Consider the following 13,320-nt stretch of genomic DNA (forward strand, 5'->3'; position numbering starts at 1 on the left):
AAATTCACGCCGAATGCCTTTCTTTTGCCGCGCCGCTCGCTACATCTTCCCTGGTCCAATCGCAGGAGGATTCGCATGTTCGGCTCATCTGTTCCCACCACCCATCATCACCGCAGCTCAAGCGTCGCCGACGATATCGACTTCGAAATCAAGGGCCAGGAACTTCAGTTCGTCGAGATCGAACTCGATCCCGGCGAAAGCGCCATCGCCGAAGCCGGCGCCATGGTTTGGAAAGACGCCTCGGTCGGCATGACAACAGTCTTCGGCGACGCCTCGGGCCAGCAGGGCGGCGGCTTCATGGGCGCACTGCTGGGCGCCGGCAAACGTCTGATCACCGGCGAATCCCTGTTCACCACCGTCTTCACCCACAACGGCCAAGGCAAGGCCCGTGTCGCTTTTTCGGCGCCCGTTCCAGGCGCCATCGTGCCACTGAAGCTGTCGGATGTCGGCGGGCGGCTGATTTGTCAGAAGGATAGCTTCCTGGCGGCGGCCAAGGGCGTATCGCTGGGAATCGCCTTTCAAAAGCGCATCATGACTGGCCTCTTTGGCGGCGAAGGCTTCATCATGCAAAAGCTCGAGGGCGACGGCTGGGTCTTTGTCCAGTTCGGTGGCATGGTCGTCGAACGCGAACTGAAAGCCGGCGAACAACTGCACGTCGATACAGGCTGTATCGCTGCGTTTACAGATACAGTCGATTTCGACCTGATCCAGGCCGGCGGCATCAAGTCGATGCTGTTCGCCGGAGAAGGTGTTTTCTTCGCCCAGTTGACCGGTCCCGGCAAGGTATGGATCCAGTCACTGCCCTTTTCGCGCTTGGCTGGCCGGATCGCGGCGGTTGCCGGCGGCGCGGGCCCCAATCGGGGCGAAGGCTCGGTCCTGGGCGGGATCGGCGACCTTATTGGCGGTAATCGATAAGACCAAAACGCCAAAAGTGGTATGCCATGTCCTGGCGCTTGGCGTCCACTGGCCGGCGCTGCGCTTGCCGCTGTTTCGTCACAGACCGTCTCTGGCGGCGCCGCACAACGCCGTAATTTCGAGTTTCATATCCTGCAAGACGTGCATTTTTCAAAGTGGCTGTCACGACGCCCACGTGCCGGGCGGTGTTCCCTGACAAGCCGGCCCGCCATGGGCAAAGGTGCATCTGCAGACAGGTAAGCGCACCGTAACCCCGGCTGCGCATACGTATTCAAGTAGGCTTTGCGGCTCGCCCGTGGCAAAAAGGTGGCAACAAACAGGGCAGGGAGCTCGACCATGAAACTCAAGACTTATCTTGGCGCCATCGCGCTTATGTCCACCCTGGCGGCCGGAACGGCCCACGCCCGGATCGATGTGTCAGCCGTGGCTGCGACGCACAAGGCCAGCGCCCTGCCGAAAGACTGGAACAGAACGGCCGCCTTCACGGAGATCTTTGTCCGCTCCTACAAGGACAGCAATGGCGATGGCATCGGTGACTTCAAGGGCCTGACCTCGCAACTCGACTACCTTAAGGACCTGGGCATTACCGGCATCTGGCTCATGCCGATGAACCCGTCCCAGGACGGCGACCATGGCTATGCCGTCAACGACTACCGCGCCGTAGATCCCGACTACGGCACCATGGCCGACTTCGAGGAATTCCTTGACGAGGCTCACAAGCGCGGCATTGGCGTCATCATTGACTTCGTCGTCAATCACTCGGGCAGTGGCAACGCCATCTTCCTCGACGCTGCCAAATCGAAATCCAGTCCCTATCGTGACTGGTACCTGTTCGCGGATAGCAACCCCGGCTGGTACGACCAGAATATGCGCGGCGTCAGCGGCGCTTACTGGAGCGATCCCTGGAAGCCCGTGCCAAAAGTCGTGCCCGGCGGGGAGGGGCTTTATTACGGCGTCTTCGATACCACCATGCCGGACCTCAACCTGCGCAATCCGAAGGTCATCGCCTATCTCCAGGACTCGATGCGCTTTTGGATGAACAAGGGTGTCGATGGCTTCCGCCTGGATGCGGTGACCATGCTGCTGGAAGACGGCAAGGCGGCTTATTTCAATAATTCCGGAAATCCCACAATCGTAAAAGCTTTCAAAGACGTCGTCGACGAATACGATAACCGCTACCTGATCTGCGAGGTATCGGAGGGCCGCGAACTTTATCTCGACGTCTGCACCGCCTTTGCCTATGGCGTGCAGCAACACCTGATCGCCGGCATCAAGAACGGTGTCATCGCGCCGGAGGTCATTGCCTTCCTCGAAGACCCCAGACGCGATCTGATGCCGCTGGCCCTGCAAAGCCATGACGCCTATGTCGGCGACCGGTTGACCAACCAGTTCGGAGTCAATGGCGACGCCAGCTACAAGGTAGCGGCAGCGGTCTCGATCCTGGTTTCGGCAACACCGTTCGGCTATTACGGCGAAGAGATCGGCATGAGCAATGGCGGGACCTATAACGATCCCGGCATCCGTTCCCCGATGTCGTGGACCGGGGAAGTGCTCAAGCAGCGAAGCGGTAGCACATCGACAAAAGTTGCGGCGGCCGGCTTCTCGACCGTGATGCCGTACCGCGATCCGGCGATCAATTTCGCCAGTCAGAATGTCGCCAGTCAGACTGGCGATCCGTCGTCGATCCTGGAATACTACCGCGCCATCTATGCTGTCCGCAAAGCCCATCCGGTGCTGGCGACGGGGACCTTCAAGCTATTGTCCAAGGCCGGCGATCCAGTATTGGCCTTCTCGCGGACGGATACCAAGGAAACGGTCGTGGTGGCGATCAATGTGTCGGATGCAATGCAGTCCGTGACGGTGGATGCGGGCGTGAAGAATGCCCGCTTAGGTCAGGCTTTCAAGGCGCCGGATGCGGCCGCGGCGCCGGAAGTGACGAGCGACAAGTCCGGTCAGGCGAGGGTGCAGTTGGCGCCAAAGTCGTTGCAGGTGTTGGTCAAGGCGCATTAACGGCGAAAGTGCGCCATGACCTGGTTGTGGAGTGTTTCGATCCTGTCGCGATCGTTGCTTTCGCTCAGGGTAACTTCGAGTCCCTTCGGCGTCGTCAGCACCAGTCGGAAAAAATTGTCGCTGTCGCTGTCTTTGGACGTGTGGATGGCAGGCGGTTCGATGTCGTTGGGTCGAAAGCGTTCTGTTTCGGTTTTCCATGGCCAAGTTTGGTGTACGGTAATGTCGTCATGTGCGATGGTGGCGTGAACCAGAGGCGGTTTGAACGCGTGGGCGCTGCCGGCCGCGCCGAAGACCCAGAACAGCAGGACGACGCCGGTTTCTACCGGCTGGGAGAACTGGCCGAAGCCGCCGTCGCGAAGGAAGACCCACGTCATCAGGAAGAGGAAGCTCATCCAGATGGACATGAAAATCCAGCCAGCCAGGGGCATCAGGTTTCGGATTTTGACAGGCGCCGCCCTCATGAGGCCTGTTGTAGCTGAATTAGGCTACAGGTTTGTTAAGGGGGGAGGCGCATCTTGTTCGGAAAACGCACGGCGATCGTGCTTATGCAAGATACCCCTCCAGCGCTTCACGGTTCCACTTCCACTTCGTGGAGAGGAAGGCGCTTGTGACATCCGAAGGGGATTCTCCGGGGTGTTGACAAGTCCCGTTCCTCCGATAGCAGGCCGTCTCGAAGGTTGGTTCGTCCGACAAGACCCCATCCAAGCAGGGAGCAGTCGTCGCTGGCAAGCCTCGCCCCTCTCAAGAATCAAACGATCACAGTCGTACTGATTAGCGCTTGACGGGGTAGGGCCTGTCCTCTATAGCCCGGCGATCATTTTCGAGGCGGCCCTCAAAAGCTTTCCCGATCTATTCAATGCAAGGGGCTGTGTCCCCGCCGTAACCTCCATAGCGCAGGTTGCGGCTTTTGCGTTTGTTTTGATCAGGAGCGATTGAGGTGGCCTTCAAGAACGGTACATATGCTAACCGAAGTCCTTCGGCCAAACGGCACAGGCTTCCACATCCAGAGAGACATCTTCTACGATGCCCACAGTCAACCAGCTTATCCGCAAGCCTCGCCAGCCGAAGCCCAAGCGCAACAAGGTGCCGGCCCTGAAGGGCTGCCCGCAACGCCGCGGCGTTTGCACGCGCGTCTACACCACGACCCCGAAGAAGCCCAACTCGGCTCTGCGTAAGGTCGCCAAGGTCCGTCTGACCTCGCAGATCGAAGCCGTGTGCTACATCCCCGGCGAAGGCCACAACCTTCAGGAACACTCCGTGGTCCTGATCCGCGGCGGCCGCGTCAAGGACCTTCCCGGCGTCCGTTACCACATCCTGCGCGGCGTGCTCGACACGCAAGGCGTCAAGAACCGTAAGCAACGCCGTTCGCACTACGGCACGAAACGTCCGAAGTAAGGAGCAGACCACATGTCACGTCGTCACCGCGCAGAGAAGCGCGACGTCCTGCCGGACCCCAAGTTCGGTGATCTGGTCGTCACCAAGTTCATGAACTACGTCATGTACGAAGGCAAAAAGGCCGTTGCCGAAAACATCATCTATGGTGCTTTCGACATCCTGGTCGCGAAGAAGAAAGACGCAACCGCGATCGAAACCTTCCACGCTGCTCTCGACAACGTCTCCCCCTCGATCGAAGTGCGTTCGCGCCGCGTTGGTGGTGCGACCTATCAGGTCCCCGTCGAAGTGCGCCCCGACCGCCGTCGCGCCCTGGCCATCCGCTGGTTGGTCAACGCTGCCCGCAAGCGCGGCGAAAACACCATGACGGAAAAGCTGGCCGCCGAACTGCTCGACGCCGCCAACAATCGTGGTACTGCCGTCAAGAAGCGTGAAGACACGCACAAGATGGCCGAAGCCAACCGCGCCTTCTCGCACTATCGCTGGTAGTTGCGGTGCCTGGCGCCGGTCTCTTGACCGGCATTTTGCAGGCGCAAAAAATTTGCTTTGTATGCGCGGACGGTTTGGTTTAAACCGCCCGCGCTACTTGCAACTGAAATCTGTTTTATCCGACCCGTTTAGGTATTGAGGCTCTCCCATGCCCCGCACACACAAGATCGAAGACTACCGAAATTTCGGTATCATGGCGCACATCGACGCCGGCAAGACCACGACCACCGAGCGCATCCTGTACTACACGGGCAAGAGCCACAAGATCGGCGAAGTCCACGACGGCGCCGCCACCATGGACTGGATGGAGCAGGAGCAGGAACGCGGTATCACCATCACGTCCGCTGCCACCACCACGTTCTGGCTGGGCAAGCGCCTGAACATCATCGACACCCCGGGCCACGTTGACTTCACCATCGAAGTCGAACGCAACCTGCGCGTCCTCGATGGTGCAGTCGCCGTGCTCGACGGTAATGCCGGCGTAGAGCCGCAGACCGAAACCGTCTGGCGCCAGGCTGACAAGTACAAGGTGCCGCGCATCGTGTTCGTCAACAAGATGGACAAGATCGGCGCCGATTTCGACAAGTCGGTCCAGTCGATCCGCGACCGTCTCGGCGCAAAGGCCGTGCCGATCCAATTCCCGATCGGTTCGGAAAACACCCTCTCGGGCCTGGTCGACCTGGTCCGCATGAAGGCGGTGATCTGGGACAACGACGCCCTGGGTGCCAACTATCGTGACGAAGAAATCCCGGCCGATCTGCTCGAAAAGGCCAAGGAAGCGCGTCAGTACCTGATCGACAATTCCGTTGAACTCGACGATGAAGCCATGGAAGCCTATCTCGATGGCGTTGAGCCGTCGGAAGAAGTGCTGAAGAAGTGCATCCGCAAGGCCGTTCTGAACGCTGCCTTCTACCCGATCCTGTGCGGCTCGGCTTTCAAGAACAAGGGGGTCCAGACCCTGCTTGACGCCGTTGTCGACTACCTGCCGTCACCGTCAGACGTTCCGCCGACCCATGGCATCGACTACAAGACCGAAGAAGACGTCGTCCGCAAGGCTTCGGACGACGAACCGCTTGCCATGCTCGCCTTCAAGATCATGGACGACCCGTTCGTCGGTTCGTTGACCTTCTGCCGCCTGTATTCGGGTAAGCTGGAAACCGGCCAGGGCCTGCTGAACACGACACGCGAAAAGAAAGAGCGTGTCGGCCGCATGCTGCTGATGCACTCCAACGACCGTCAGGACATTAAAGAAGCCTATGCCGGCGACATCGTCGCCCTGGCCGGCCTCAAGGACACCCGGACCGGAGACACCCTGTGTGATCCGCTGAAGGCGCCGGTCATCCTGGAACGTATGGAATTCCCGGCGCCGGTTATCGAAATCGCCGTGGAACCCAAGTCGAAGGCCGATCAGGAAAAGCTGGGCGTTGCGCTGGCCAAGCTGGCGTCCGAAGATCCGTCCTTCACTGTTTCGACCGACCACGAGTCGGGTCAGACCATCCTGAAGGGCATGGGCGAACTGCACCTCGACATCAAGATCGACATCCTGAAGCGGACCTACAAGGTCGAAGCCAATATCGGCGCGCCGCAGGTTGCCTATCGCGAGTCGATCACACGCAAGGCCGACATTGACTACACCCACAAGAAGCAGACCGGTGGTACCGGCCAGTTCGCCCGTATCAAGGTGACGGTCGAACCGGGTGAGCCCGGCTCAGGCTTCGTGTTCGAATCCGCCATTGTCGGCGGTAACGTTCCGAAGGAATACGTCCCGGGCGTCGTCAAGGGCTTTGAAACCTCCAAGGAAAACGGCCTGCTCGCCGGCTTCCCGCTGATCGATTTCAAGGTCACTCTGACCGACGGTGCCTATCACGACGTCGACTCCTCGGTCCTGGCGTTCGAAATCGCTGCGCGCGCTGCCTTCAAGGAACTGCGCGACAAAGCCGGTCCGCGTCTGCTGGAACCGATCATGAAGGTCGAAGTCGTTACCCCGGAAGAATATCTGGGTTCGGTTATCGGTGACCTGAACGGTCGTCGTGGCATGATCCAGGGGCAGGACATGCGCGGTAACGCCATCGTCGTCGACGCCTTCGTGCCGCTGGCCAACATGTTTGGTTATGTGAACACCCTGCGCGGTATGTCGCAAGGCCGCGCCCAGTTCTCCATGACCTATGACCACTACGAGCCCGTGCCGCAGCACGTTGCCGACGAAGTGATCAAGAAGTACGCCTAAAAACCCTCTTGGCCCGTCGCACGGACTGTGCTACGGGCCGCAACCTTATACAGATCAACCCTAGCAAATGAAGGCCCGCTACCGGCGGGATTTGTGAAATGGCCAAGGAAAAATTCAACCGTAACAAGCCGCACTGCAACATCGGCACCATTGGTCACGTTGACCACGGCAAGACGACGCTGACGGCTGCGATCACGATGATCCTGGCAAAGTCGGGCGGCGCGGTCGCCAAGAACTATGCCGACATCGACGCCGCGCCCGAAGAAAAGGCGCGCGGCATCACGATCAACACGGCGCACGTCGAATATGAGACGGTCAACCGTCACTATGCGCACGTCGACTGCCCGGGCCACGCCGACTATGTGAAGAACATGATCACCGGCGCTGCCCAGATGGACGGCGCGATCCTGGTGGTTTCGGCTGCCGACGGCCCGATGCCGCAAACCCGCGAACACATCCTGCTGGCCCGTCAGGTCGGCGTTCCGGCCCTCGTCGTGTTCATGAACAAGGTCGACCTGGTCGACGACGCCGAACTGCTGGAACTGGTCGAAATGGAAGTGCGCGAACTTCTGTCGTCCTACCAGTTCCCGGGCGACGATATCCCCATCACCATGGGTTCGGCCAAGGCCGCGACCGATGGCGTCAACCCGGACATCGGTGAGAATCAGATCCTGGCCCTGATGGCGACCGTCGACGCCTACATCCCGCAACCGGAGCGTCCGATTGACCTGCCGTTCCTGATGCCGGTCGAAGACGTGTTCTCGATCTCGGGCCGTGGTACGGTCGTGACCGGTCGCGTCGAACGCGGCATCGTCAAGGTTGGCGAAGAAGTCGAAATCGTCGGCATCCGTCCGGTGCAAAAGACGATCTGTACGGGCGTCGAAATGTTCCGCAAGCTGCTGGACCAGGGCCAGGCCGGCGACAACGTCGGTCTGCTGCTGCGCGGCACCAAGCGTGAAGACGTTGAACGTGGCCAAGTCCTGTGCAAGCCGGGCTCGATCAAGCCGCACAGCAAGTTCGTGGCCGAAGCCTACATCCTGACCAAGGAAGAAGGCGGCCGTCACACGCCGTTCTTCACCAACTACCGTCCGCAATTCTACTTCCGCACCACCGACGTGACCGGTATCGTCCGTCTGAAGGAAGGCGTGGAAATGATCATGCCGGGCGATAACGCCGAACTGGACGTCGAACTGATCACCCCGATCGCCATGGAAGAGAAACTGCGCTTCGCTATCCGTGAAGGTGGCCGCACCGTCGGCGCCGGCGTCGTGTCGAAGATCGTCGAATAGTAAAAGGCGAGGGGGGTGAGGAGCGCCGATTTTCTCAGAGAGCAAATCGGATGGAATCGCCACAGTGTGGCGATTCCCGCGACGAACGGGCCCCCTCGACCCCCGATACTTGATGGTGCTGAACGCGGCTAAGCGGTAAGCAGAGATACAAACTAAAAGACCCTTCCCGCTGAAGAAGCGGGAAGGGTCTTTGAGTTTGTATTTTCGTTTATCACCTGCCTCGATCAACGCTGTCGAGTTTCTGGGTCCAGGGGCCTGCGGCCCCTGGCCTTATGCCTTTCCTCGACGATTTCGACGTTGTAGCATGCTGCGCATGTCCGACTATATCTCTTCCCTGGGCAAGGCCTTTCTGGCGCACCGTTTCAAGCGGTTGTCGGAGACCTTTGTCGACGACATCCAGGCCTACCTGCAGGCGGCCGGGCTGCGCGCGCCGGCGCGGGCCTTTTCGACCCTGCGGTTGTTGAGCGATACGCCGGGCTTGAGCGTTACTCAACTCGCCGACCAGATCAAGCTGTCACATCCGCTGGTCATCCATCTGCTGTCGCAACTGGAGACCCTGGACCTGGTGTATTTCGACATCGACTATGATGATCGGCCGCGGCGGTTGGTCTATCTGACGGAGGCCGGGCATGTGGATGTTGCGCGACTGAAAGCCGCTGAGCCGGCGATCTGCGCAGCCTATGACGGGCTGTCGGCTGAGGTTGGGGCGGATGTTATGGAGATTGTCGGGCGTCTGGATGTCGCGCTGGATAAACGTTCAATGGCGGATAGACTCAAGACATCTTTAGCTGGTTCAAGGAGGCGCCCATGATTCTGATCGGCCAGTATGATTCCCCCTTCGTCCGCCGTTGTGGCATCGCCATGACGCTTTACGGCATGGTGTTCGAGCACCGGCCGTGGTCGACCTTCGGCCAGGGCGACAAGATCAAACCGTTCAATCCGCTGCGCCGGGTGCCGACTCTGGTCCTCGATGACGGTGGTGTGGTCATAGACAGTGCCTGTATCCTGGATTGGGCCGACGAACAGGTCGGACCAGACCGCGCCCTGATCCCTGCGTCCGGTGAGGCACGGCGCAAGGCACTCTATTACATCGCTCTGACAACCGGCTTTTCCGACAAGTGCGTCGCGCTCTTCTACGAAAAGGTGCTGCACAAGGTAACCTCCGATGTCTGGCTGAGCCGGCTCGAAACCCAGGTCAGCGAAGTTCTGGATGTGCTGGAAACGATCCGCGCCGACGCCACGACACGCTGGCTATTCGGCGACTATCTTGGTCATGCCGATATTGCGCTGGGTTGCGCCATCCGCCATGCCCGTGAGGCCCATGGTCCTGCCATCGACTGGTCCGGTCGCCCGGCGCTCCTGGCCCATAGCGACATTTGCGAAGCCTTGCCGATTTTCGAGACAATATCCCAGGTTTTCATTGGACCAAAAGAAGATTAACCACCTCACTTAGTCCGGCATAAACCCTGCTGTGTTACACCCCACACAGGTAACAGTGTTTCAATCCGAGGCGAAGCATGACGGTGACGCAGCATATCGATCTGGTCCAGGCCAATGACCTGACCGCCGCCGATGAAGCTCTTTGGAGGGGTTTCGTAGCGTTGCGGCCGGAACTGACCGGTCCCTATTTCGATATTCGATATGTTCGCAGCATCGCTGCGGCTGTGCCAAATTGCGCTATCGCCCGATTCCATGAAGATGGCCGTGTCACGGGCTATTTTGCCTTTCAGAAGCGCGGTGATATCCTTTTGCCGATGGGCGCGCCGCTCAGCGATTACCATGCCGTTGTAGGCGCCTGCGATTTTGTCGCCGACTTTGACCGGCTTATGCGTCTGACCCACACGCGCCGCCTGGAGTTCCAGGGCATGGTCGGTACCCCGACCGGCCGTGGCGCCCACGTGGGCCTGACCCGCCGCGTTGCCGACGCCACCAACGGCTTCGACCACTGGTGGGAGACCCAGGACGCAGCCAACCACAAGTTCTTCAAGAATGTGTCGCGCTGTATGCGCAATGTCGAAAAGGATTTCGGCGGATTCGCCTTTACCTGGGAAAAGGTGTCGCCCGAGCTTATGGACTGGGTGATCGGCCTGAAGCGCGACCAGTACCGTCGTTCCGGCATGCACGATGTGTTCGGCTGCCGCTGGACCCGCGCAATGCTCGACCAGTTGGCCGCCGTCGATTTACCCGACTTCGGTTTGCGCTGCGGCGTCTTTCGCCATGACGGCCGCCTGGTGGCCGTTGAGATCGCCCTGGTCCAGGGCGAAGACGTCCACCTGTGGTTTCCGGCCTATGATCAGGACTACGGCCGCTATTCGGTCGGCATCCTGCTGACCATAGCCATTATAAAGAATACGGAAGCCCTGGGCCTGAAGCGTTTCGACTTTGGCACCGGCGGCGAAGACTATAAGTCGCCGATGACGGTTCCTGGCGCTGTCTGCCTGGAAGGCGAGATCGAGCTCCAGCGCTCGCTGCAAAGCCGCGCCCTGGATGCAGCCGGGCTGTTCCTGCCGCGAGAACGTTTCGAGCGGGCAAAAACCAGTCTGCGCCGTCGCGTCAAGGTGATCCGTGCCACTGAGACCAACCTCGCCGGGTGGGCGCGCGCCTTGACCGATCTGGGCCGGCGCGCCCTTATGCGGGCGGGGATATCCCGGATCTATACCGGCTTCCTGAAGCGCACAGCCGTCCTCGCCACCGTTACCGTCGTTGGCTAGAGCGCAATCCGAAGAGTGCTGCAGATTTTACCGGATTGCGCTCGAAGCCCTCTTTGCGAACCGGGCCAGCGGCGACAGGCGCGCCGCTTGCAAAGTGGCTATAAACAAACCCCCTATAGCCGTAGTTTCTCGATGACCTGACAAGGTGACGCGCCTACGATATCTGTGCGCAAAGTCCCATACCAATTTGCATCCGGCCCGGCGATCCGCTATGGGGTGCACGCGCTATGTTTCGATCGTTCGAAGGCTTATTTCTTGGCCCTTTCGCACTTTCGGGCTTGACCTTGCTGAGTCGTTCGGTCATATACGCGCACTCTGTTGGATCGGCTGTGACGCGTACGCGTCAGACGCGGTTCGCAAGGCACAAAATTCAGACGCCTCGGCAGCCCCAAACGATTGGGGAGTGAGGTTCCTGTTCAACGGCCCGCATCGGGGACTACTCGGTGTTGGGCTTTGTTTTTGCGGATATCGCTTCCGGCGAGGGTAACCTCGACGGGCCTGGTCTTTGAAATGGTTCACTGGACGCGGTAACGCAACCACCCTTATTGGAATACGAGCGATATGGATCGTCAGAATATCCGCATCAGGCTCAAGGCCTTCGATCACCGCGTCCTGGATCATTCCACGCGCGAAATCGTTAACACGGCCAAGAGAACCGGCGCGACCGTCCGGGGGCCGATACCCCTGCCGACGTTGATTGAGCGCTTCACCGTCAACCGTTCGCCGCACGTCGACAAGAAGTCGCGCGAACAGTTTGAAATCCGCACGCACAAGCGCGTGCTCGATATCGTCGATCCGACCCCGCAGACCGTGGACGCGCTTATGAAGCTCGACCTGTCGGCGGGTGTCGATGTCGAGATCAAGATTTAAGGGGCGGTCTTATGCGTACAGGTTTGCTCGCTAAAAAGCTGGGTATGACGCGCTTCTTCGACGCCGAAGGTATGCATGTCCCGGTGACGGTGCTGTCGCTTGACGGCTGTCAGGTCGTCGCCCAGCGTACTCAAGGCCGGGACGGCTATGTCGCGCTCCAGTTGGGCGCCGGCACCAAGAAAGCCAAGAACACGTCGAATTCCGAGCGCGTTCGTTTTGCAAAGGCTCAGGTCGAGCCCAAGGCTGTCCTAACGGAATTCCGCGTTTCGGAAGACAATCTGATCGATATCGGTGCCGAGTTTACCGCAGATCACTTTGTCGAAGGCCAGCGCGTCGATATCCAGGGTGTCACAATTGGTAAGGGTTTCGCCGGCGCCATGAAGCGCTGGAACTTCGGGGGGCTGCGCGCGACCCACGGCGTGTCCGTTTCGCACCGTTCGCACGGTTCGACGGGGCAGCGCCAGGATCCCGGTCGTACCTTCCCCGGCAAGAAGATGGCCGGTCACTACGGAACTGAAACCGTCACCACCCTGAACCTAACGGTTGCCCGCATCGACGCTGAGCGCGGCCTGGTGTTCATCCGTGGCGCCGTTCCCGGTGCGGAAGGCTCCTATGTCAAGATTCGCGACGCCGTGAAGAAGGCGGCTCCGGCCGGCCTGAAGTTCCCGGGCGCGATCAAGTCCAACGCCGCTGCGGCGCCTGCCGCAGAAGAGGCTCCGGCTGAAGAGGGCGCTGAATAATCATGAAACTCGACGTTCTTAAACTCGACGCCACGTCAGCGGGTTCGGTTGAACTTTCGGATCTCGTTTTCGGGATCTCGGAAATTCGGGCTGACATCCTGCACCGCGTCGTCAACTGGCAATTGGCCAAGCGCCGTGCCGGCACCCACAAGGTTCAGACCCGCAACGAGAATTCTCGCACGGGTAAGAAGATGTACAAGCAAAAGGGCTCCGGCGGCGCTCGCCACGGTTCGCGCCGCGCGCCGCAGTTCGTCGGTGGTTCGCGCGCCTTCGGTCCGGTCGTGCGTTCGCATGCTTTCGACCTGCCCAAGAAGGTCCGCGCCCTGGGTCTGCGTCACGCCCTGTCGTCCAAGGTAAAGGATGGTTCGCTGATCGTACTGGATCAGGCCGTCGTCGACTCGCCGAAGACCGCTTCGCTCCGGGCTTCTTTTGAGAAGCTGGGCCTTGTCAACGCCCTGTTCATCACGGGCGCCGAGGTCGACACCAACTTCGCGCTCGCTTCGCGCAACATCCCCAACATCGACGTGCTGCCGACGGCAGGCCTGAATGTCTATGACATCCTGCGCCGCCACAAGCTGGTGCTGACGACGGCGGCGGTTGAAGCTATCGAAGCCCGCTTCGCTGATTCCGTAAAGACGACCTCGGCTGACGCCCTGGTCGGTGGGGAGGCCTAAGTC

At 60.0% G+C, this 13,320-nt stretch carries 13 protein-coding genes; 12 read left to right on the top strand and 1 reads right to left on the bottom strand.

The genetic code is table 11. The features are described from left to right. Positions 1-75 precede the first annotated feature (75 nt). Entirely contained in the window at positions 76-915 is an 840-nt protein-coding gene (locus ABAC402_RS24270) for a TIGR00266 family protein (protein WP_023448261.1), read from the top strand. Positions 916-1,251: 336 nt separating this feature from the next. Continuing rightward, positions 1,252-2,925, top strand: a complete 1,674-nt coding sequence (locus ABAC402_RS24275) for an alpha-amylase family glycosyl hydrolase (protein ID WP_023448262.1) — start codon at positions 1,252-1,254, stop codon at positions 2,923-2,925. Here the strand turns inward: ABAC402_RS24275 and ABAC402_RS24280 are convergent. Further along, on the bottom strand, positions 2,922-3,329 hold the full coding sequence (locus ABAC402_RS24280; protein ID WP_155847303.1) for a hypothetical protein: 408 nt from the start codon (positions 3,327-3,329) through the stop codon (positions 2,922-2,924). The genes ABAC402_RS24275 and ABAC402_RS24280 overlap by 4 nt on opposite strands. 619 nt (positions 3,330-3,948) lie before the next feature. Between ABAC402_RS24280 and rpsL the strand changes: the two genes are divergently transcribed. The 10 genes from rpsL (at position 3,949) to rplD (ending at position 13,317) form a co-directional block, all read left to right on the top strand. Continuing rightward, positions 3,949-4,320, top strand: coding sequence for a 30S ribosomal protein S12 (rpsL, locus tag ABAC402_RS24285; protein WP_023448264.1), 372 nt, complete (start codon positions 3,949-3,951; stop codon positions 4,318-4,320). A gap of 12 nt (positions 4,321-4,332) precedes the next feature. After that, positions 4,333-4,806, top strand: coding sequence for a 30S ribosomal protein S7 (gene rpsG / locus ABAC402_RS24290; protein WP_023448265.1), 474 nt, complete (start codon positions 4,333-4,335; stop codon positions 4,804-4,806). A 148-nt stretch (positions 4,807-4,954) separates the two neighbouring features. Then, positions 4,955-7,033, top strand: coding sequence for an elongation factor G (fusA, locus tag ABAC402_RS24295; protein WP_023448266.1), 2,079 nt, complete (start codon positions 4,955-4,957; stop codon positions 7,031-7,033). A 98-nt stretch (positions 7,034-7,131) separates the two neighbouring features. Continuing rightward, complete coding sequence (gene tuf, locus ABAC402_RS24300; protein WP_023448267.1) at positions 7,132-8,322, top strand: elongation factor Tu; 1,191 nt, start codon at positions 7,132-7,134, stop codon at positions 8,320-8,322. Positions 8,323-8,626: 304 nt separating this feature from the next. Next, complete coding sequence (locus tag ABAC402_RS24305; RefSeq protein WP_023448268.1) at positions 8,627-9,133, top strand: MarR family winged helix-turn-helix transcriptional regulator; 507 nt, start codon at positions 8,627-8,629, stop codon at positions 9,131-9,133. Then, complete coding sequence (locus tag ABAC402_RS24310) at positions 9,130-9,762, top strand: glutathione S-transferase family protein (protein ID WP_023448269.1); 633 nt, start codon at positions 9,130-9,132, stop codon at positions 9,760-9,762. The genes ABAC402_RS24305 and ABAC402_RS24310 overlap by 4 nt, the downstream gene beginning before the upstream one ends. Positions 9,763-9,839: 77 nt before the next feature. Beyond that, the gene (locus ABAC402_RS24315; RefSeq protein WP_023448270.1) at positions 9,840-11,033 is read left to right on the top strand and encodes a GNAT family N-acetyltransferase; all 1,194 of its coding nucleotides are present in this window, start codon (positions 9,840-9,842) and stop codon (positions 11,031-11,033) included. A 561-nt stretch (positions 11,034-11,594) separates the two neighbouring features. Then, on the top strand, positions 11,595-11,903 hold the full coding sequence (gene rpsJ / locus ABAC402_RS24320; protein WP_006273890.1) for a 30S ribosomal protein S10: 309 nt from the start codon (positions 11,595-11,597) through the stop codon (positions 11,901-11,903). Between the two features lie 11 nt (positions 11,904-11,914). Beyond that, complete coding sequence (gene rplC / locus ABAC402_RS24325) at positions 11,915-12,643, top strand: 50S ribosomal protein L3 (protein WP_031235166.1); 729 nt, start codon at positions 11,915-11,917, stop codon at positions 12,641-12,643. Between the two features lie 2 nt (positions 12,644-12,645). Continuing rightward, positions 12,646-13,317 (top strand): 50S ribosomal protein L4, encoded by a 672-nt coding sequence (gene rplD, locus ABAC402_RS24330; protein ID WP_023448272.1) that lies wholly within the window; start codon positions 12,646-12,648, stop codon positions 13,315-13,317. Positions 13,318-13,320: the final 3 nt, after the last annotated feature.

It is taken from the genome of Asticcacaulis sp. AC402, assembly GCF_000495835.1.
Classification (GTDB): Bacteria; Pseudomonadota; Alphaproteobacteria; order Caulobacterales; family Caulobacteraceae; genus Asticcacaulis.

What these genes read in the sequence shown, in the direction of transcription:
- ABAC402_RS24270 (WP_023448261.1), top strand. Translation starts at nt 76, where the DNA reads ATGTTCGGCTCATCTGTTCCCACCACCCATCATCACCGCAGCTCAAGC.
- ABAC402_RS24275 (WP_023448262.1), top strand. Translation starts at nt 1,252, where the DNA reads ATGAAACTCAAGACTTATCTTGGCGCCATCGCGCTTATGTCCACCCTG.
- ABAC402_RS24280 (WP_155847303.1), bottom strand. Translation starts at nt 3,329, where the DNA reads ATGTCCATCTGGATGAGCTTCCTCTTCCTGATGACGTGGGTCTTCCTT.
- rpsL (WP_023448264.1), top strand. Translation starts at nt 3,949, where the DNA reads ATGCCCACAGTCAACCAGCTTATCCGCAAGCCTCGCCAGCCGAAGCCC.
- rpsG (WP_023448265.1), top strand. Translation starts at nt 4,333, where the DNA reads ATGTCACGTCGTCACCGCGCAGAGAAGCGCGACGTCCTGCCGGACCCC.
- fusA (WP_023448266.1), top strand. Translation starts at nt 4,955, where the DNA reads ATGCCCCGCACACACAAGATCGAAGACTACCGAAATTTCGGTATCATG.
- tuf (WP_023448267.1), top strand. Translation starts at nt 7,132, where the DNA reads ATGGCCAAGGAAAAATTCAACCGTAACAAGCCGCACTGCAACATCGGC.
- ABAC402_RS24305 (WP_023448268.1), top strand. Translation starts at nt 8,627, where the DNA reads ATGCTGCGCATGTCCGACTATATCTCTTCCCTGGGCAAGGCCTTTCTG.
- ABAC402_RS24310 (WP_023448269.1), top strand. Translation starts at nt 9,130, where the DNA reads ATGATTCTGATCGGCCAGTATGATTCCCCCTTCGTCCGCCGTTGTGGC.
- ABAC402_RS24315 (WP_023448270.1), top strand. Translation starts at nt 9,840, where the DNA reads ATGACGGTGACGCAGCATATCGATCTGGTCCAGGCCAATGACCTGACC.
- rpsJ (WP_006273890.1), top strand. Translation starts at nt 11,595, where the DNA reads ATGGATCGTCAGAATATCCGCATCAGGCTCAAGGCCTTCGATCACCGC.
- rplC (WP_031235166.1), top strand. Translation starts at nt 11,915, where the DNA reads ATGCGTACAGGTTTGCTCGCTAAAAAGCTGGGTATGACGCGCTTCTTC.
- rplD (WP_023448272.1), top strand. Translation starts at nt 12,646, where the DNA reads ATGAAACTCGACGTTCTTAAACTCGACGCCACGTCAGCGGGTTCGGTT.